Below are 19,515 nucleotides of genomic sequence, written 5' to 3'. Positions count from 1 at the left end.
GCAATGGTCTCCACGGCAGTGACGGCATCCCAGGAAGCGGGCGATTCCCAGTCGATCTGCCCGTTCCGTCGAGGTAACGTAGGGTCATCGCCGTCCTTGTAGAAGTCGTCCAGGCAGAGGACCGGAAGTCCTGTTTGACGCGCTATGTACGACTTTCCAGAGCCAGAAGGACCGGCAAGTAGGACGACTCGGCGCATGGTGCTCATTACTTTAAGTGACTCCGGACAGACGGACCGCGATCAAATTGCATCAACATCTCATCACACCGCCAGCTAGGGCCAACCTGGGCTTTCTCTTTGTCGACGGGCGTGATGGAATCTCGGATGGTCCGACCCACCGGGTCGGCTGCTGGGCGTTGCCCGCAGGCAACGCGGACGCTGCAATCACGAGGGCGGTGACGTGAGCAAACGGCCGAAGACGGCAGGTTCCTTCCTGTCGCGTCTGGGCCGGCCGACTGGTCGGCTCCGCGACATGCCGATCTGGTCAAAGCTCGGTCTCATCATGATCGTGCCGACCATCGCCACGGTCGTCGTGGGTACCAGCGGCCTGTTGGACCACCTGGATTCGCTGGGTGACGCCAACCGTGCTGGTGACCTCGCCCAGCTCATCGGCCACTCCGGTGCCCTGGTGGACGGCCTGCAGGACGAGCGGACCGCAGCGGTGCTGCTGCTGGGGGTGCCGCCGCAGCAGCAGGGGCAGCCCGAGCCGGAAGAGAAGAAGAAGTACACCGCCCTCTACAACGAGGTGTCGAACCGGGTCGACGAGTTCAAGGTCCCCTACTCCCAGCAGCGGTCCGAGCTCACCGACCTGCCGGCCAGCCTCGCCGGGCTGCTCAACCAGATCGACGGGCGGCTGACCGACCTGCCGGGCACCCGTAGCCAGGTCTTCAACGGCAAGTTCAAGATCACGGATGCCCTCCAGTCCTACGACGAGCTGATCAACCAGATGCTCACCATCCGCGACTCGGCCAGCCAGCTGGCCGGTGACAACGAGCTCAGCGACCGGATGCGGGCAGCGGCCGCCGTGGCCCGGGAGAAGGAGTGGCTCTCCGTACGCCGGGTCGTGGTGCACCGGGCTCTCCAGCGGGGCATGAGTTCCGCCCTGCGGACGGACTACATCGCCAGCGAGACCGGCCAGCAGCAGGCCCAGCAGAGCTTCACCTCGGTGGCCACCGAGGAGGAGGCGGAGTACCACGCCCAGACCATCGGCGGTGGTGACCGCCGGCAGGCCACGATCTACATCAGCCAGGTCAACGCGGACACCTCCCCGGATCTCTCCGGGGTCTCCTTCAACGCCGACCAGTGGGACGCCGCGCTGGTCGCCAACGGCAAGCTGATCCGTACGGTGGAGGCGAAGTTCGACTCCGACGTGCAGACCCAGGCCGCGGAGCTCCGCTCCGACGTGCAGCGTCAGGTGTTCCTGGAGACCGGTCTGCTGCTGAGCATGCTGCTGCTGGCCATCATCCTGGCCTACCTGGTGGCCCGCTCGATGGCCCGCTCGCTGCGTGAACTGCGCCAGGGTGCGCTCTCCGTCGCCCAGTACGGGTTGCCCCAGGCCGTGGCCCGACTGCGGGATCCGCAGGTCACCGGGCAGCTCTCCCCGGTGCAGTTGGCCAACCAGATCGCCGAGCCGCTGCCGGTCCGCAGCCGCGACGAGTTCGGTCAGGTGACCGAGGCCTTCAACGCGGTCCACCTGGAGGCCGTCCGTACCGCCGCCGAGCAGGCCGCGCTGCGGGCATCGGTGGCCACCATGTTCGTCAACCTGGCTCGCCGGTCGCAGATTCTGGTCGACCGGCTGATCGGGCACCTGGACCGGCTGGAGCGCGGCGAGGAGGACCCGGACCGGCTGGCCGAGCTGTTCCAGCTGGACCACCTGGCCACCCGGATGCGCCGCAACGACGAGAACCTGCTGGTCCTCGCCGGTGCCGACTCGACCCGGGTGCAGCGCGAGCCGGCCGCCCTGATCGACGTGCTGCGCGCCGCCCAGTCGGAGGTCGAGCACTACACCCGGATCGAGTTCGGGGTGATCGACCGCGACATCGAGGTGGCCGCGCACGCGGTGAACGACCTCGTGCACCTCGTCGCCGAGCTGTTCGACAACGCCACCGCCTTCTCGCCGCCGGATTCGCAGGTGCTGGTCGAGGCCCGCCGGGTCGGCGACCGCGCCTCCCTGTACGTCGAGGACCGGGGCATCGGGATCAGCCCCGAGCAGTTGACCGACCTGAACGAACGACTGGCCACTCCGCCCCAGGTGGACGTGGCGGTCTCCCGGATGATGGGCCTGGTCGTGGTCGCCCGGCTGGCCTCCCGGCACGCCGTCAAGGTCGAGCTGCGCCCCGGCACCGATCGCGGCACGGTGGCTGATGTCACCCTGCCCCCCACCGTGCTGGTGCCCCGGGCCCTCTCGGGCCGTGGCCCGCAGCCCGCCGCCCTGCCCGCACCGGCCGGACCGTCCCCCGCCTTCGGGGCCCTGCCCGCCCTGGGCAACGGCCCGAGCGCGCCGGCGAACCCGGCCGCCCCGGCACCGGGGGTCGGCGGCTCCGGTAACCAGGTGACCCTGGGCGGTCGGCCCTTCGAGCCGGCCAACCGCAACGGTGCGGGCAACCCGGCCACCGTGGCCGGTGCCGGCAACCTGCCCGCCTGGTCGGACCTCACCGGCGCCAGCGGCGTCACCGGCGGTGCCAACAGCTTCACCCCCCGCTCCACCAACGGCCAGCCGGCCGATCCGCTGCCGCAGCGGCGGGCCGCCGAGGAGCAGGGGGGCGGCGGGCAGCACGCCATCCCCCGTCAGCTGCCGAGCAGCCCCGAGGTCGGGCCGTACGCTCCGCCCGCGGTGTCGGCACCACCCATCCCGCCGGTCTCCTCGCCGCCGGTCTCGGGCACGCCGTACTCCGCCCCGCCGGTCTCGGCGGCCCCGGTCTCCGGTCAACCGGTTTCGGCCGCACCGATCTCGCCTCCGCCCGGTAGCTCCTTGCCCCAGCGTCCGGTCTCGGCCGGCCCGGCCACCTCGGCACCACCGGCCTGGCCGCCGGTCGCCGGTGAGCCTCCGGCCCCGGCCGTGCCGGAGCGGCTGGCCGCCGCCCTGGACATGACCACGGAGCTGCCTCGGGTGCCGCGTCCGGCAGCACAGCCGGCACCCCCTGCCCGGCCGGCCCCGCCGACCATCCCCACGCCGCCGCAGGTGCAGAACCGGCAGCGGTACGCGGATGAGACGATGGAGCTGCCGATCTTCCGGGAGCTCGAGTCGGCGTGGTTCCGTACCCGCCGTTCCGGCCCGGAAGAGTCCGCAGGTGCCCGCCAGCCGGCGGCGAACGGGGCACCTACCCAGCAGTTCTCCACGGTCGACACCGCCGGTCGGCCCAGCCAGCAGAACCAGACCGGGACGACAGGTAACGCACCGATGGCAGAGACTCCGACGGCCGCAGGCGGGCCGGGTGGGAACGGCACCGCAGCGAACGGCGGCCTGCGCCCCGGTGCTGCCGAAAGCCGACCCGCCTTCCGTCCGCCATCGCCGGAGAGCGTGTGGCAGACTGCGGCCGACGACGGCTGGCGGGCGGCCTCCGCCGCCAGTCAGGCGCCGGCCGCCGGCACCACCCAGACCGGGCTGCCCAAGCGCACGCCGATGGCGCAGCTCGTTCCGGGCGCGGTGGAGAAGCCCACCAACTCGGTGCAGCGACGCAACCCGGAATCGGTGCGCGGGCTGCTTTCCGCCTATCACCGGGGTGTCCAGCGGGGGCGCAACAACCCGTCGGACGGCAACCCGACCGGCCCGGAGGGGACTCCGGGCGGGCCGCAATCCTCGCAGTCTGGCTCAGGCCCGGTGGCCGGGAGCAGGCAGAAGGAGCAAGAAGGATGACTAGTACGCAGGATCTCGGTTGGCTGCTGGCCAACTTCGCCGATCGGGTACCCGGTGTCGCCCACGCGGTCGCCGTCTCCGCGGACGGCCTGCTCCTGGCGTCGTCACGCGACCTTCCCCGGGACCGGGCGGACCAGCTGGCGGCGATCGCCTCCGGCCTGGTCAGCCTGACCCAGGGCGCGGCCCGGTGCTTCGAGGGCGGTGCCGTGTTGCAGACCGTGGTCGAGATGGACAACGGCTTCCTGTTCCTGATGTCGATCTCCGACGGGTCGTCGTTCGCGGTGCTCGCGGCCCGCAGCTGCGACGTTGGACAGGTCGGCTACGAGATGGCCCTGCTCGTGGACCGGGTGGGCGACGCCCTGACCCCGCAGCCGCGTACGGCTGTGGGGATGATGGGCTGATCGTCACGCCAGCCGGTGGGGCGGGCGGGGCGACAACACTGCATACGACGGGTAGCACCGGTGGTTTCCGGTGCCGGGTACGAAGGAGGTGAGCGGCGACATGGATCGTGACGAGCCGACCGGTGCGTTGGTCCGTCCCTACGCCGTTACCCGCGGTCGTACCCGTCCCCGCCTCGACATCGCCTTGGAGGCGTTGGTCGAGACGACGGTGCGCGGTCGGGCCGTTGCCACTGGCAACGCTGGTCAAGGCCGTGAACACCAGTACATCGCCGCGCTGTGTGACGGACGCGTGCAGTCGCTCGCCGAGATCGCGGCGCGGATGCAGCTTCCGCTCGGGGTGGCCCGGGTGCTCATCGCCGACATGGCGACGGACGGCCTGGTCGCGGTCCACGAGCCGACCATCCTGGACGACTCGGACGACGCGGTGGGCACTGAACTGCTGGAGAGGGTGCTGAGTGGACTTCGCAGGCTCTGACATGTCGCACCGGCCGCCGGTCCCGAGCGGGCGCGTGACGTCGGCGAAGATCGTTATCGCCGGCGGATTCGGCGTCGGCAAGACGACGCTGGTCGGTTCGGTCTCGGAGATCACGCCGCTGACCACCGAGGCCATCATGACTTCCGCCGGGGTGGGCGTCGACGACACCCGGCAGGTGCCGGGGAAGACGACCACCACGGTGGCCATGGACTTCGGCCGTATCTCGATCGATCGTGACCTGATCCTGTACCTGTTCGGTACGCCGGGTCAGACCCGCTTCTGGTTCATGTGGGATGAGCTGGTCCGGGGCGCGATCGGCGCGGTGGTCCTGGTGGACACCCGGCGGCTGGCCGACTGCTTCGCGGCGATCGACTTCTTCGAGCATCGGCGGCTGCCCTACCTGGTGGCCATCAACTGTTTCGACGGAATGCAGTACCACGACCCCCAGGATGTCCGCGAGGCTCTCGCGATCTCCAACGATGTACCGGTCGTGGCCTGTGACGCCCGGAACCGGGAGTCGACGAAGCACGTGCTGATCTCCCTCGTCGAGTACGTGCTCACCATGCGCCGCTCGCGGGCCGTGGCCCCGGCCTGACACCTCGCTTCGCAGCGCCCGGTGACGGCTCCGGCCGACACCGGGCGCTGGTTGCTGTGCGCAGCCGAATCCGGGAGTGGGTCGCCCCGCTCCGGCCACCCGGTCATGTCGACCCGGTGAGCGTCCATCTGAGAGCGCGGAGGGCCCGGGCGGAGGAAGAACCATCACTGTCGCCGGTTCGGACGGCTCCGGCCACTGTGGCGGCCCGCGTGAATCCTCCGGCGGGTGTGGCAGGCCCGGGTGCACCCTCCAGCGGCGGGCCGGGCGGGATCACCTACTGGTCAGGGACCGAGGCGGGACCAGGAACCGAGGCGGTCAGGAACGGTAGCCGGCGGAGCGGTACTCGTACTCCCGATCGTCGTCGCGGTCGCCGGTGTCCCGGCTGAAGTCCCAACCCCCGGCCGCTTCCCGGCCCGGCCGCCCACCGACGGCGAACCCGCCGATCTCCTGGCCCCGACGCCAGCCACGGAAGTAGCCGGTGGTGTTCTCGGCCAGGCTGGCCGCGTCCCGCACGATCCGCAGTGGACGCTCCTCGCGCAGCGGGGAGCCGGGCACCAGGTTGGCCTGCGGTACGCGCTTGGGCAGACCGGCGTCCGTCGCGGCACCCACCGCCGGGCGGGCGGCCTGCTCGGCGGCCTGCCAGCCGGTGTCGGCCTTGCTCGACCAGTTCAGATCGGCGTCCTCGCCGTGCCCGACGAACCAGGCCGACTTGGCCTGCGCGAAGATCAGCAGGTCACCATCGCCCTCGTCGGAGATCGGCGAGGGTCGGTGCTCGATCGGCGGGGCCGGCCGGCGCGACGGCAGTGGCGGCGAGTCAAGCCGTTCGGCCAGGTGCCCGCGCTGCTCCTCCCTGGCCCGGTCCACCAGCCGCAGCGGCGGGTTCTCCAGGGAGGACTCTTCCGGGTTACGCAAGGCGCGGTCGGCCAGCGGCGGCGGCTCGACGAGCCGCAGCACCGGAGGCTCCGGCGGCAGGTCGTCGGCGAGCCAGGGTGGGGTCACCCGGCGTTCCGGGGTCAGTTCCGGCCCGGCCTCGGCGCCGACGTCCCGGTTGCGGTCGTCGTACCCGCCGGGATTGCGGGCCGGGGTGTCGGCCGGGTTCTCCGGGTTGTTGACCAACGGCCAGTTGGCGCGCGACCCGGGTGCGGCCGGCGGCTCCTGCCCAGGACGGGGCGTCGGCACCGGCACGTTGAGGTCGGTGGGGCTGAATCCCGGCGTCGGGGCCGGCGGGGCCGCGTTGGTCTTCGGCCGAGGCGGGATGACGGTGCGTTGCCGTTCCGCCCGGGCGCTGTTGATCGCCGCGGTGGTCAGGGTCGGCCGGAACGGCTCGCCGGCCTCGGCGGGCGGGATCGAGCCGCGTGGCGCCGGCGCGATCGGAGTGATCCCGGGCGGCGGGGGCGGGGTGGAGATCGGCCGGTTCGAGGGCCCCTCGACCCGGGATCCGGCGGACTCGGGACGCGCGGGCGGCGCCGAGACGGGAGGTCCGGCTACCGCGGCTGGCGCGATCGGGGCCGGGGTGACCGGCGGCGGTGCGACCGGCGGCGGGGTGACCGGGGCCGGTGCCACCGGCGGCGGACCCGTCGGCCGGGGTGCCGGCGGTGCGACGTTGCCCGACACGGGCTCGGGCCGGGCGCGGCGTCCGCCGGCCGGCTCCGGGCCGGTGGGGCGTACGGCACGCAGGCCGGCTGCGCTGGCGGCGGTGGCCAGTTCCCCGACCGGCTCGCCGCGCCGGGCGGCGGCCCGACGGCCGGTGGCCTGGGTCGGGCTGGTGGCCTGGGCCGGGCCGCTGGTACGAGCGTGCAGTGCCCCGACCAGCGCCTCGCAGCCGGCGTCACAGGCCCGCACACTGGCGACCGTCTGCCGGATGGTCTCGGCGGCGGCCGAGGTCAGGGCCCGGTTGACCGTGGACCGCCGGGGAGTCTCGGAGATGGCCACCCGCAGCGCGGTGACCGCCTCGTCGATCGCGGCCGGGTCGCCCACCCCGTCGGCGGCGAGCTGGGCGGCTACGGCGTCGGCCGTGACGGCGGCGTCCCGACCGGCATCGGTGAGCATGCTCGGCTCGGGCAGGGCCTCCAGCACCGCCAAGGGGATCGACTCCGCCGGGTCCGGGAAGGCCCGCAGGGCGGCCGGGTACAGCTCACGCAGCACCTCACGCAGGGCCACCGCGGCAGAGTGTCGACCAGTGGTCAGCGCGGCGTGCGCGGAAAGTATCTGCTTGTAGCCGGCCAGGTCCCGGGGGGCCGGCAGGGTGACGGCCGACAGGGCGCCGGCCTGCAGGGCACGAGCCAGGCCGACCGCCCGCCGTACCGCCGGGGGAGACTGCATCTCCTCGATGGAGTCGTCGTCGGCGAACCGCTCGGCGAAGTCGTCCACCGAGTCGTCGTCCGCGATCGCCAACGGACGGCCAGCGGCGCTGAGCAGTGAGGTGACGGTGTGGTCGTCGGTGTCAGCGGCGATGGCCGCTCCGCTCGGCCCGCCGGAGCGGTCCACGAGCAGGGTGACCAGCCGGGCGTAGCCCGCCGGGTCGTCGCCGACCTCGCAGACGTGCAGCAGCCGGCCCGCGTCGTCGACCACAGCGGACGTAAGCGTCGATCCGGCCGAGGCCGGTCGGTCGGCCGGATCCGCCGAGGCCAGACCGCAGTACACGCGCACGAGCGCCACGGCGTCGTCCTCCTCCCGGGACACAGGGCTTAGCTCTGCCAGAGACTGATGCTCCCTGGTGTGGCTCAGTCGCGCCAGTCCACGACCGCAGAGATCTTTCCGACAATCGTCCGCCAGCCGAGACTTGCGGTTTGTGCCCCGATTTTCTTCAGCCGGCGACGCCCCAGGAAACCGCCGATTCCGCCATTGGCGGAGGCCCGCAACGCTTCGTCCAGGTCATCGAGGCTGGAGCCGGCGGAGAGCATGTCGAGCACGGCGGGCAGACGCAGCGCGTACGACAGGTCCCGGGCTACCTCGCCGGCCTCGATGAGCAGGGTCGGGTCCCAGGTGTCGTGCCCACCGCGCAGGTTCTCCACCACGAGGTCGAGCTCGTAGATGTCCTCGTCGCGGGGCGCGATGTCGGCCGGCTCCACCCGTTCGGACAATTCATTCCAGCTGTCCAGCTGAGAAAGGTCGTTCGGGGCCCCGGAGCGAACGAAGCTCACCAGCGACTCGGGGGTCTTGAACAGCAGCAGCCGTCCCCGGTGACTGAGGAAGATCGGCACCTCCTCGTCGCCGGCCTCGTCGGTGGCCTTGGCGTCGGAGTCTTCCTTGTCGTCCTCGTCGGAGTCCTTGGCGTCGGAGTCACCGGCCTTGGCCCGCTTCTCCTCGTCCTCGCTCTCGGCGAACTCGCGGGCGATCTCCTCGTCGAGGATGACGACCTCATCGTCGTCGTCCTCCTCGGCCTCGACCACCTGGCGGCGGGCCAGGAAGGGGTCGTCGGCGTCACGCTCGGCGACATCGGTCGGGGTCAGCTCATTGGCCGGCCGGTACGCCCGCAGGGTGAAACCGGTGCCGGCAGGCAGGGCGATCTCCACCGGGTCGATCCGCAGCTCCTCCCAGAGGGCGCGGGATGCACCGGAATCGGCGGCGGTGGTGGCCTCCGACTCGTCGGTGGCGTCCGGCTCGGCGGGGCCGGTCGTGTCATCGAGCTCGGGCTCGTCGGCGTCCGGCCGTTGAGGCGACTGGCGGGCCACGGTGACCTCCGTGTGCGTCGGGCTGCCCACCCACCGGCGCGGGTGCCGGCGAGTGACTCTGGGCACATACCCTAGTTGGCTGCGCTGGGTGACCGGTGCCCGCCCCGGTGGCGGGGGTGTCGTCCAACAAGTAGCGTTCCTACGCATGAACGCCCAGGCGCTGCACGGTCACCTCGACTCTCTGCTGCTCGCCGTGCTGGAGCGGGGCGCCCTGCACGGCTACGCCATCATCGAGGCGCTGCGGGCCCGCAGCGACGGCCGGCTGGATCTGCCCACCGGCACGGTCTACCCGGCGTTGCGTCGGCTGGAGCGGGCCGGGCACGTGGCCAGCCTCTGGAGCACCGTCAACGGTCGAGAGCGGCGGACGTACGAGCTGACCGACGCCGGCCGACGCACCCTGGCCGAGCAGCGAGCGGGGTGGCGCGAATTCACCGCGACCGTCGGGCGGGTCCTGGACGCCAACCCGCCCTCGGCGGCATCGGGCTGATCACTGCGAGTCATCTGGAGGGTGGGGGTGAGACACCACTACCGGGTGGCCAACCGTCGGGCGGCCAGCAGCCAGGTGTGCGCGGCCCGGCCCAGCCAGAGATGCGCCGCCGCCGCGACCACCATCCCGACGATCATCGGTGGCCAGGTGAGGGCCGCGTCCCACAACACGATCGACCAGCCCGTGCAGCCGGGCAACCAACTGGCGCAGGTGCTCCTCGACCAGAACGTCATCACCGACCGGCAGGGCTCCATGCTGCCAGCCGGACGGCCGTCCCGCCGTCCGGGAAATGCCCCAGGGTCAGCCGGAAACCGCCAGATAGCCGTGCTCAGCAGCCTGCTGCAACCGCCACTGGTCCCGGTACCAGCCGGGGATGGCGATCAGCTCCGCGTGCCGGCCACGCTGGACGATCCGTCCCGCGTCCAGCACCACGATCTCGTCCAGCCCGGCGAGACCGCTCAGCCGATGGGAGATCACCAACACGGAGTGCCCGGCGGGAACGGCGGCCAGGGCACCGGCCAGTACCTCGTCCGCGGCGACCGGGTCCAGCCCCTCGGTCGGCTCGTCGAGCACCAGCACGGCCGGGGCGGCGAGCAGGGCCCGGGCCAGGGCGAGACGCTGCCGCTGACCGCCGGACAGTTGCGCGCCCTCCTCGCCGACCACGGTCTCCCAACCCTCCGGCTGGTCCCGGACCCAGTCGGCCAGACCGGCCGCCTCGGCGGCGGCGAAAAGCGCCAGCTCGTCAGCGCCGGGACGCCCCAGCAGCAGGTTCTCCCGGACCGTGGCGTGGAAGACGTACGCCTCGGCGAGCAGCCCGCCGACCACCCCCGGCAACTCCTCGGGCGGGTACTCGCCGAGGTCACGCCCGTCCAGGGTGACCCGACCCCCGTCCGGGCGCACCGCACCGGTCAGCACCGCCGCCAGGGTGCTCTTGCCCGCGCCACTCGGTCCGACCACGGCCACCCGTCGCCCCGCCGGCAGGTCGAGATCGAAGGCGTCCAGGGCGGCGGGCGCGCCTTCGCGGTACCGCACGGTCACCTGGTCGAACCGCAGGTCAGGAGTGCTGCCCCCGGCGTCGGCGCCTGTTGCCGGGGTGCCGGGGGCGGGCTCGGTGTCGGTGATGAGGGCGGCGACCCGGGCCAGGCCGGCCCGGAGGGCGGTCCACTGCCGGGCCGCACCGACCAGGGCCAGGGCGATCTCCACGGCGGCCAGGGTGCCGACCGCCAGCACACCGATGAGTACCCCGTTCACTCCGGCGCCCAGGGCCACGTACACCACCGCACCGGCGGTCAGCCCGGCCACCAGCACCCCGGCGGCGTCCACGGCGAAGCCGCGTACGGCCAGTCGACGTTCCAGCCGGGCCAGCTGACCGGCGCGGCGCCGCGCCGCGTCGAGGGCGGTCCCGGTCGCACCGAAGGCGGCCAGGTCGGCCGCGCCGTGGGTCAGGTCGACCGCGTCGGCGGCCAGCGCACCCCGCAGCGGCGCCACCTCGTCGGCGGCTCGCCGGGTCAATACGGTGGCCAGCGCCGGCAGGGCAACCCCGGCCACCAGCAGCCCGGCGGCCAGCACCAGGGCGGCCGAGGGCGAGACTAGGGCGGTAAGCCCGACCGCCAGCAGGCTAACCAGACCGGCCGCCGCACCCGGCACGACGACCCGCAACAGCAGGTCCTGCACGGCCTCCACGTCGGAGACCAGCCGGCTCAGCGCGTCGCCGGTGCGCGGTGGCGCGCCGCGCCGGGCGGCCAGGGTGGCGAAGACCCGGGTCCGGACATCGGTGACGAGCCGCAGCACCGCGTCGTGGCCGGCCAGCCGTTCGGTGTAGCGCAACACCCCCCGGCTGACGGCCAGGGCCCGTACCGCGACGATCGCTACCGTCAGCCGGTCCAGCGGCGGCTGACCGGCAGCCGCCATCAACAGCCAGGTGGCCGTGGCCATCAGGGCCAGCGCGGCGAACTCGGTGACCGCTGCCAGCAGGCCGGCACCGATCAGTCGATTCAGGTACGGCCGGGCCAGCCGCAGCACCACCAACTCCGGCATCGCGCTGCCGGTGCGCACGGATCCGTCTGCGCTCATCGGCCCTCCCCGGTCGGCTGGGGGGTCAACTCGGTCACCCGGCCCTCCTCGACCCGCAGGATGCGGTCGGCGTCGGCGAGCAGGGCGGGCCGGTGCGCGACCAGCAGGGCGGTACGACCGGCCACCAGCCGGTGGGTGGCCGACAACACCGCTGCCTCGGCGGCGGAGTCCAGCCGGGCGGTGGGTTCGTCGAGCAGCACCACGGGGGCGTCCCGCAGGAAGGCCCGGGCCAGGGCGACCCGCTGCCGCTGCCCGCTGGACAGGCCGTGCCCCCGCTCACCTAGCAGGGTGTCCAGGCCGTCGGGCAGGGCGGCGATCACCTCGTCCAGGGCGGCGTCGGTGACCGCCTTCTCGACAGCGGTAGCGGATGCCTCGGGGGTGCCGAGGCGGATGTTGTCGGCCAGGGAGGCGGCGAACAGGTGGGCGCGCTGCGGCACCCAGGCCACCTGCCGACGCCAGCCGTCGAGGTCGGCCTCGGCGAGGTCCACCCCGCCCACGGTGACCCGGCCACGGGTCGGGGTGACGAAGCCGAGCAGCAGGCCCAGCAGGGTGCTCTTGCCGGCGCCGCTGGGCCCGATGATCGCGATCCGCTCCCCGGGCCGGATGGTCAGCGAGACCTCCCGCAGGGCCACCGTACGGTCGTAGGCGACCGTCACCGACTCGAACCTGATCTCGCCGCGCCCGTCCGGCGACACCCCGGGGCGGGTCGTCGGCGCCGGCGCGGTGCCGGTCAGGGTGAAGGCCTCGTCCAGGGCGGTGAGCCCCTCGATGCTGGCGTGGAACCGGCTGCCGGCCGCCCGCAGCGGCAGGTACGCCTCCGGGGTCAGCAGCAGCACCAGCAGCGCGATCTGCAGGGTCAGCCCGCCGCCGAGCAACCGGATGCCCACCGGCACCGCGACCAGGGCCACGGACAGGGTGGCGACCAGTTCGAGCACCAGGGCGGAGAGGAAGGCGATCCGCAGGGTCTTCATGGTGGCTACCCGGTGGCCGTCGGCCATTCGGCGTACCGCCTCGGTCTGGGCCTTCGCCCGGCCGAAGGCGCGCAGGGTGGGCAGCCCGGCCACCATGTCCAGGAAATGTCCGCCGAGTCGGGACAGCCGACGCCACTGGCGTTCGGTGGCGGCCTGGGCCTGCCAACCGAGCAGGGCTCCGAAGATCGGAATCAGCGGCAGGGTCAGCGCGATGATCACGGCCGAACTCCAGTCGGCCAGGAAGATCCGGCCCAGCACGGCGACCGGCACGGTGACGCTGAGTACCAGTTGCGGTAGGTAGCCGGTGAAGTAGGCGTCCAGGGCGTCCAGCCCGCGACCGGCGAGGGTGGCCAGTTGACCGGCCCGCTGGCCGGCCACCCAGCCGGGGCCGTGTCGGGCGACCGCGCCGAGCAGATCGGCCCGCAACGCCGCCTTGACCGTGGCGGCCAGCCGCGCCGACACCGTGCCCTGCGCCCAGACCAGCACCGAGCGGGCCGCCACGGCGGCGACGAAGCCGGCCAGGGCGGGACGGTTCAGTTCACCGGTGAAGGCGGCGGCCAGCAGGGTGGCCAGGGCGGTGGCCTGTGCCACGACCAACCCGGCGGCGAGTACCCCGAGCAACCCCAGCAGGGCCAGGTCACCCCGGGCGGCGGGGACCCGGCGCAGCAGACGCGGGTCGAAGGGCCGGCGGTTCACCAGTACACCAGCGCCCTACCCTCGGTTCGTCCTCGGAAAATCCACCAGCACATCGCCTGAAAGCCTAGTAGTGCCGGCAGCAACGGTACTGCGAGCCAGCCCAACAGACGCAGGGTCGGGGCGCTGGCTGCGGCGTTGGTCACGGTCAGTGACGCCGCACTGCTGCTGCGAGGTGCTCGGCCGGGGGGCTCCCGGTCGGGCGGTGCGGCGCTCAGCTCAGGAAGAGGCCGATCGGCAGGTAGGCGGCGGTGCCGGTGACCGCCAGCGCGGCAGCGCCGAGCAGTCGGGGCGGGCGTCCGACGACCAGCAGCCGCTGCATCCGTACGTCCAGATCCCGATCTCCCAGGCCCAGGGTGCCGGCCGGGGTGATCCGGTCACCGGCGGCGGCGAACCGGCGCAGGGCACCGGCCAGCGGGGCGTCCGCGTGCTGTTCCCGGGCCTTGTCGTCCGCGCGCATCTCGACCAGCAGGCCGACCCGCTCGTGCGCCTGACGGACCCAGCGCAGCCAGGGCAGCGCCCGACACAGCGCGGTGAAGGGCAGCAGCACCAGATCGTGCCGCTCCTGGGCGTGGGCCCGCTCGTGGGCCAGCACCGCCTCCAGTTCCGCCGGATCGAGCAGGTCCAGTGCCCCGGCGCTGACCACCACCCGGGGGCGTACCCCCGGCAGGCAGTACGCGGCCGCACTCGGATGGTCGAGCACGAGTGCTCCGGGCACCGCCGGATCCCGCCGCGCCACCAGAGTCAGCAACTCCCGGTGCCGACGCTGGGCCCGTACCGTGCCGTGGATGCTGCGTACCGTCGTGGTCAGCAGCACCGCACCGATGCCGAAGCCGATGCCCACCAGGCCCAGGTGCAGCACGCCCAGACCGGCCGGCAGGGTGCTGTGCCACAGATCCCTGGCCAGCGCCAGCAGGGCGCTGCCGGTGCCCATCTGGTACGGCGCCAGACCGAGCGCGATCGGCATCCCCATCGCGGACAGCCCGGCGCCCAGGCCGATCGCCTGCCAGCAGAGGATCGCCACCCCGGGGCTACGCCAGGTCCAGGTGGAACGGGCCAGAACCTGCGCGAGCAGCCAACAGGCCAGCATCGCGGCGGTGAAGTGCAGAGCGTAGGCCACGACGTCGCCCCTACCGCTCCGCGCTCTCGCCCGCCCGGCCCGGGCGGCTCGCCCGGTCGACCGGCGGCACCTCGATCCGGTCGGTCAGACCGCCGACTTCCTCAGCCGCCGGGTTCGCGGTGGCCTCCGCCGCCAGAGCGGCGCGCAGCACGTCCGCCTCCGTGCCGGTGACCGAACGGGCGAACCGGACCAGCGCCGCGTCCCGGCTGCCGCCGAGATCGAGGGCGTCGAGCATGAGCTGGGCGATGTGCGCCTCCCGGCTGGCCGTCGCGCGATAGCGCCAGGCCCGGCCCTCCCGTTCGCGCTGCACCATGCCCTTGCCGGCGAGTCGATCGAGCACCGTCATCACCGTCGTGTACGCCAGCTCGCGCCCGGCCAGGGCATCGGCCACCTCGCGCACCGTGACCCCGTCCGACCTGGCGGGCACCGTGTCCCACAACACGTCCATCACCGCACGCTCAAGATCACCCAGCCGAGTCACCCCAAAATCCTACCCCCCGTAGTAGACCCCCCGCCCGCCCCAACCACCCCCATCCCACGCTTGCTGACCCCACCGCCCGCCCTGCCACCCCGCCCGGCGAGTGCAAGTACGCCGTTGTTGCGGTGTCGACAGGGCGCGCATGCTGCAACTTCGGCGTTGTTGCGATATCGACCGAGCGCCCATCCAGCAACTTCTGCCCTGTTCCGCGACCGCCGGGCCAATCCGACAAGTGGGGTCCCTGTGGTCGGCATCGCGGCGAACAGGCCTAGCAAGTACGCCGAAGTTGCGGTATCAATCCAGCCCGCACACCGCAACTTCGGCGTTTTTGCGCGCGAAGGGGGAGCCCACCCGCGCAGGGATCAAGCCTGACCGCCCGGAGCGGTGGGCTCCCCCGGAAACCCCCAGAATCAGACCCCCTTCGGATGCCACACCGTCTTCGTCTCCACCAGCGCAGTCATCCGCCCCACCCCGGGATCGGCAGTCCAGTCGTGATCAGCCGACACCGGTCGGAGCACCCGCTTGAGGTTCTCCGCCGCCTTCACCTCCAGCTCAGCGGCCAGTTCGGCGTCGGTGACCCCACTCAGGTCGATCGCGTTGACGTCCATGTGCGCGGCCAGGGTGGGCACGGTCTCGGACAGCCGTCCGGTGAGGATGTTGACCACCCCGCCCGGCAGGTCTGAGGTGGCCAGCACCTCGGCCAGGGTCACCGCGGCCAGTGGGGCGGTCGGGGAGGCGGCCACCACCACGGTGTTGCCGGTGACGATCGCCGGGGCGATCACGCTGACCAGGCCCAGCAGGGCGGGTGCCTCCGGGGCCACCACCGCCACCACCCCGGTCGGCTCGGGGGCGGAGAGGTTGAAGTAGGGCCCGGCGACCGGGTTGGCGCCGCCGTACACCTGGGGCAGTTTGTCCGCCCAGCCCGCGTACCAGACCCAGCGGTCCGTCGCGGCATCGACCTCGTCGGCCGGTACGCCCAGGGCCACGAACTGTTCGCGGCGGCCCTCCAGCATCTCGGCGACCCGGTAGAGGATCTGACCCCGGTTGTACGCGGTGGCCCCGGCCCAGCCCTTCACAGCGGCGCGGGCGGCGATCACGGCGTCCCGCGCGTCCTTGCGGGAGGCCAGCGACACGTTCGCGGATTGCACGAGATACGACCGTCCCGACTCGCTACGCGGGAACTTCCCGCCGATGAAGAGCTTGTACGTCTTGCGTACCGCGATCCGCTCAGACATTGAGGTACGCCTCCAGCCCGTGCCGGCCGCCCTCGCGACCGTAGCCCGACTCCTTGTAGCCGCCGAACGGCGAGGTCGGGTCGAACTTGTTGAACGTGTTGGCCCAGACCACTCCGGCGCGCAGCCGGTCGGCCGTCCACAGGATCCGGGAACCCTTCTCGGTCCAGATCCCGGCCGACAGCCCGTACGGCGTGTTGTTGGCCTTCTCCACGGCCTCGGCCGGGGTGCGGAAGGTGAGCACGGACAGTACCGGGCCGAAGATCTCCTCGCGGGCGATCCGGTGTGCCTGGGTGACCCCGGTGAAGATGGTCGGCGCGAACCAGAAGCCCCGCTCGGGCAGCTCGCACGACGGCGACCACTGCTCGGCCCCCTCGGCGGCCCCGGCCTCGGTCAGTTCCCGGATCCGGGCCAGCTGGGCGGCCGAGTTGATCGCCCCGATGTCGGTGTTCTTGTCCAGCGGGTCACCGACCCGCAGCTGGGCCATCCGGCGCTTGAGCGACTCCAGCACCTGCTCGGCGACGGACTCCTGGACCAGCAGCCGGGAACCGGCGCAGCAGACGTGCCCCTGGTTGAAGAAGATGCCGTTGACGATGCCCTCGACGGCCTGGTCGACCGGGGCGTCGTCGAAGACGATGTTGGCCGCCTTGCCGCCCAACTCCAGGGTGAGCTTCTTGCGGCTGCCGGCCACCGACCGGGCGATGGCCCTACCGACCTCGGTGGAGCCGGTGAAGGCGACCTTGTCCACGCCCTCGTGCTCGACAAGCGCACGACCGGTCTCGCCGGCACCGGTGACGATGTTGACCACGCCGGGCGGCAGGTCGGCCTGCTGGCAGATCTCGGCGAACAGCAGCGCGGTCAGCGGGGTGGTCTCGGCCGGCTTGAGCACCACGGTGTTGCCGGCGGCCAGGGCCGGGGCGATCTTCCAGGCCAGCATCAGCAGCGGGAAGTTCCACGGGATGACCTGGGCGGCCACCCCGAGCGGCTGCGGGTTGGCACCGAAGCCGGCGTGGTTGAGCTTGTCGGCCCAACCGGCGTAGTAGAAGAAGTGCGCGGCGACCAGCGGCAGGTCGACGTCCCGGGACTCCTTGATCGGCTTGCCGTTGTCCAGGGACTCCAGCACGGCCAGCTCGCGGGAGCGTTCCTGGATGATCCGGGCGATCCGGTACAGGTACTTGGCCCGGTCCCGGCCCGGCATCGGACCCCAGACCTTGTCGTATGCCTTCCGGGCGGCACGGACCGCGCGGTCCACGTCCTCGGCGCCGCCCCAGGTGACCTCGGCGAGCACCTCCTCGGAGGCGGGGTTGATCGTCTTGTTGCGATCCTCGCCGTCGACGAACTCGCCGTCGATGAACAGGCCGTAGGACGGCTTGATGTCGACGACCGCGCGCGATTCGGGCGCCGGGGCGTATTCAAACAGACCCATGTGTCAGTCCAGGGTGAAGTAGTCGGGGCCGGCGTAGACGCCGGTGGTCAGCTTGGTGCGCTGCATCAGCAGGTCGTTGAGCAGGCTGGAGGCGCCGAAACGGAACCAGTCCGGGTGCAGCCAGTCCGGCCCGACGGTCTCGTTGACCATGACCAGGTACTTGATGGCGTCCTTGGTGGTCCGGATGCCACCGGCGGGCTTGACGCCCACCTGCCGCCCGGTGGCGGCGCGGAAGTCCCGGACCGCCTCCAGCATCACCAGGGTCACCGGCAGGGTGGCGGCGACCGGGACCTTGCCGGTGGAGGTCTTGATGAAGTCGCCGCCGGCCAGCATCGCCAGCCAGGAGGCGCGGCGCACATTGTCGTACGTGCCCAACTCGCCGGTCTCCAGGATCACCTTGAGGTGGGCGTCCCCGCAGGCTTCCTTGACCGCGACGATCTCGTCGTAGACCTCGGTGTACCGGCCTGTCAGGAAGGCTCCCCGGTTGATCACCATGTCGATCTCGTCCGCGCCGGCCTCGACGGCGGCCCGGGTGTCGGCGAGCTTGACCTCCAGCGGTGCCTGCCCGGACGGGAAGGCCGTGGCCACGCTGGCCAGGTGCACCACGCCAGGTCCGGCGGGTGCGGCACCGTCGGCCTGTCCCGGTCCGCCGGATGGCCGCCCGGACCCGCGCAGCACCTCGGCCGCGTACGGGACCATCGAGGGGTAGACGCAGACCGCGCCGACATGCGGGCAGGTGGGGTCGGCCGGGTCGGGGCGCAGCGCCTTGGCGGCCAGGGCGCGTACCTTGCCCGGGGTGTCCGCGCCTTCCAACGTGGTCAGGTCGACCATTCGGATAGCCAGATCGATGGCCTGGGCCTTGGCGGTGGTCTTGATGGAGCGGGTGCCGAGTTGGGCCGCCCGCTGCTCTGCCCCGACCTGGTCCACCCCAGGAAGACCATGCAGGAAGGTACGCAGAGCGGTCTCGGATCGTCCCAGCTCGGTAAGGTCCGAGCGGGCCGACGTCGCTGTCGCCGTCATGTCCCGAAGTCTACGCAGAGGGTCAGCTAGTGATCTTGACCAATGCACTCCATCGGTGAGCGGGATCGCTGGTAGCGCCGGTGACCCCCGCGCCGCCCCCGGCGCCGGGTAGGTTGAGCGATCGTGGACGTACACGTCATTGACCACCCGCTCGCCCAGTCTCGGCTGACCGTCATGCGGGACGAACGGACCGATTCCTCCTCCTTCCGGGCGGCCCTGCACGAACTCACCACCATGCTGGTGTACGAGGCGGCGCGCTCCTTCCCGATCGAGCACTACCCGGTGCAGACCCCGGTGACCGCCACCGAGGGCACCCGGCTGGCCAACCCCCCGCTGCTGGTGCCGGTGCTGCGAGCGGGCCTCGGCATGGCCGACGCTGCGCTGGGGCTGCTGCCGGAGTCATCCATGGGCTTCGTCGGCCTGGCCCGTGACGAGGAGACCTTCGAGCCGCGCGCCTACATGGAGTCGCTGCCCCGGGACCTGACCGGCCTGCCGGTGCTGGTCCTGGACCCGATGCTGGCCACCGGCGGCTCCCTGGAGCACTGCTGCCGACTGCTGGCCGAGCGCGGCTGCACCGACATCACCGTGCTCTGCGTACTGGCCGCCCCGGCCGGCATCGAGCGCCTCAAGCGCTCCAACCTTCCCCTACGCCTGGTAACCGCCTCCATCGACCAGGGCCTCAACGACAGCAAGTTCATCGTCCCCGGCCTGGGCGACGCCGGCGACCGCCAATTCGGCGGCATGCCCCGCTTCTAACCCACCCCCTGGCCTCCCCCTTTTCTACGCGCGTTGATCATGAGGTTAGCGGCAGTCGTTGATCTCTACGCTGCCGTCAACCTCATGATCAACGGGGTGAATAGGGGGCCCGCGGGGGAGGGGGCCCGCGGGGGTTAGATGCCTAGGGCGGTGGGGGGTTGGGGGGGGGGCGGCGCAAACCCCCGGGCGGGGCGGGGGGGGGCGGGGGGGAACACGCCGGTTGGTTGTGGGTGCAACACCACCACGTTCGCGCTGGGGT

16 protein-coding genes are annotated in these 19,515 nt (G+C 72.2%); 6 read left to right on the top strand and 10 right to left on the bottom strand.

The genetic code is table 11. The annotated features are described in order from the left end of the window. Nucleotides 1–399: 399 nt before the first annotated feature. The 4 genes from ACGFIK_RS27230 to ACGFIK_RS27215 all read left to right on the top strand — a co-directional run bounded on the left by ACGFIK_RS27230 (nucleotide 400) and on the right by ACGFIK_RS27215 (nucleotide 5,326). Nucleotides 400–3,855 carry a nitrate- and nitrite sensing domain-containing protein gene (locus tag ACGFIK_RS27230; RefSeq protein ID WP_327022794.1) on the top strand — a complete coding sequence of 1,152 codons (3,456 nt, stop codon included), beginning with the start codon at nucleotides 400–402 and terminating at the stop codon, nucleotides 3,853–3,855. Continuing rightward, a complete protein-coding gene (locus tag ACGFIK_RS27225) occupies nucleotides 3,852–4,256 on the top strand; it encodes a roadblock/LC7 domain-containing protein (RefSeq protein WP_013731521.1) in 405 nt (134 codons plus the stop codon). The genes ACGFIK_RS27230 and ACGFIK_RS27225 overlap by 4 nt, the downstream gene beginning before the upstream one ends. A 100-nt stretch (nucleotides 4,257–4,356) precedes the next feature. Beyond that, complete coding sequence (locus ACGFIK_RS27220; RefSeq protein ID WP_327027273.1) at nucleotides 4,357–4,731, top strand: DUF742 domain-containing protein; 375 nt, start codon at nucleotides 4,357–4,359, stop codon at nucleotides 4,729–4,731. Between the two features lies 1 nt (nucleotide 4,732). Continuing rightward, on the top strand, nucleotides 4,733–5,326 hold the full coding sequence (locus ACGFIK_RS27215) for an ATP/GTP-binding protein (RefSeq protein ID WP_327022793.1): 594 nt from the start codon (nucleotides 4,733–4,735) through the stop codon (nucleotides 5,324–5,326). Between the two features lie 315 nt (nucleotides 5,327–5,641). Here ACGFIK_RS27215 and ACGFIK_RS27210 read toward each other — a convergent pair whose 3' ends face one another. Together ACGFIK_RS27210 and ACGFIK_RS27205 are read right to left on the bottom strand one after the other, a co-directional pair. Continuing rightward, a complete protein-coding gene (locus tag ACGFIK_RS27210; protein ID WP_393342080.1) occupies nucleotides 5,642–8,008 on the bottom strand; it encodes a transposase in 2,367 nt (788 codons plus the stop codon). A gap of 41 nt (nucleotides 8,009–8,049) precedes the next feature. Further along, on the bottom strand, nucleotides 8,050–9,030 hold the full coding sequence (locus ACGFIK_RS27205; protein WP_327022791.1) for a DNA primase: 981 nt from the start codon (nucleotides 9,028–9,030) through the stop codon (nucleotides 8,050–8,052). Between the two features lie 115 nt (nucleotides 9,031–9,145). Between ACGFIK_RS27205 and ACGFIK_RS27200 the strand changes: the two genes are divergently transcribed. Next, the gene (locus tag ACGFIK_RS27200; RefSeq protein WP_393342077.1) at nucleotides 9,146–9,487 is read left to right on the top strand and encodes a PadR family transcriptional regulator; all 342 of its coding nucleotides are present in this window, start codon (nucleotides 9,146–9,148) and stop codon (nucleotides 9,485–9,487) included. 38 nt (nucleotides 9,488–9,525) lie between these two features. Here ACGFIK_RS27200 and ACGFIK_RS27195 read toward each other — a convergent pair whose 3' ends face one another. The 8 genes from ACGFIK_RS27195 to deoC form a co-directional block, all read right to left on the bottom strand. After that, complete coding sequence (locus ACGFIK_RS27195) at nucleotides 9,526–9,723, bottom strand: hypothetical protein (RefSeq protein ID WP_393342074.1); 198 nt, start codon at nucleotides 9,721–9,723, stop codon at nucleotides 9,526–9,528. Nucleotides 9,724–9,787: 64 nt separating this feature from the next. Continuing rightward, nucleotides 9,788–11,560: a thiol reductant ABC exporter subunit CydC gene (cydC, locus tag ACGFIK_RS27190; RefSeq protein ID WP_393342072.1), complete on the bottom strand. Its 1,773-nt coding sequence runs from the start codon at nucleotides 11,558–11,560 to the stop codon at nucleotides 9,788–9,790. Further along, on the bottom strand, nucleotides 11,557–13,227 hold the full coding sequence (gene cydD, locus ACGFIK_RS27185; protein ID WP_393342070.1) for a thiol reductant ABC exporter subunit CydD: 1,671 nt from the start codon (nucleotides 13,225–13,227) through the stop codon (nucleotides 11,557–11,559). Before cydD ends, cydC begins: the two co-directional genes overlap by 4 nt. 211 nt (nucleotides 13,228–13,438) lie before the next feature. Then, nucleotides 13,439–14,344 carry a M56 family metallopeptidase gene (locus ACGFIK_RS27180; RefSeq protein WP_327022786.1) on the bottom strand — a complete coding sequence of 302 codons (906 nt, stop codon included), beginning with the start codon at nucleotides 14,342–14,344 and terminating at the stop codon, nucleotides 13,439–13,441. A 10-nt stretch (nucleotides 14,345–14,354) separates the two neighbouring features. Continuing rightward, nucleotides 14,355–14,825 carry a BlaI/MecI/CopY family transcriptional regulator gene (locus ACGFIK_RS27175; RefSeq protein WP_327022785.1) on the bottom strand — a complete coding sequence of 157 codons (471 nt, stop codon included), beginning with the start codon at nucleotides 14,823–14,825 and terminating at the stop codon, nucleotides 14,355–14,357. Nucleotides 14,826–15,232: 407 nt separating this feature from the next. After that, nucleotides 15,233–16,057, bottom strand: coding sequence for an aldehyde dehydrogenase family protein (locus tag ACGFIK_RS27170; RefSeq protein ID WP_327022784.1), 825 nt, complete (start codon nucleotides 16,055–16,057; stop codon nucleotides 15,233–15,235). Continuing rightward, the gene (locus ACGFIK_RS27165; RefSeq protein WP_393342101.1) at nucleotides 16,050–17,474 is read right to left on the bottom strand and encodes an aldehyde dehydrogenase family protein; all 1,425 of its coding nucleotides are present in this window, start codon (nucleotides 17,472–17,474) and stop codon (nucleotides 16,050–16,052) included. Before ACGFIK_RS27165 ends, ACGFIK_RS27170 begins: the two co-directional genes overlap by 8 nt. 9 nt (nucleotides 17,475–17,483) lie before the next feature. Further along, complete coding sequence (gene deoC / locus ACGFIK_RS27160; RefSeq protein WP_393342067.1) at nucleotides 17,484–18,500, bottom strand: deoxyribose-phosphate aldolase; 1,017 nt, start codon at nucleotides 18,498–18,500, stop codon at nucleotides 17,484–17,486. 123 nt (nucleotides 18,501–18,623) lie between these two features. On the opposite strand from deoC, the gene upp reads away from it, so the two are divergent. After that, nucleotides 18,624–19,256: a uracil phosphoribosyltransferase gene (upp, locus tag ACGFIK_RS27155; protein ID WP_327022782.1), complete on the top strand. Its 633-nt coding sequence runs from the start codon at nucleotides 18,624–18,626 to the stop codon at nucleotides 19,254–19,256. Nucleotides 19,257–19,515: the final 259 nt, after the last annotated feature.

The sequence above is a fragment of the Micromonospora sp. NPDC048871 genome, from assembly GCF_043198155.1.
In the GTDB taxonomy this organism is placed as follows: domain Bacteria; phylum Actinomycetota; class Actinomycetes; order Mycobacteriales; family Micromonosporaceae; genus Micromonospora.
Note: the sequence above shows the minus strand (reverse complement) of the source record. Positions and strands in the feature narration are given on the sequence as shown.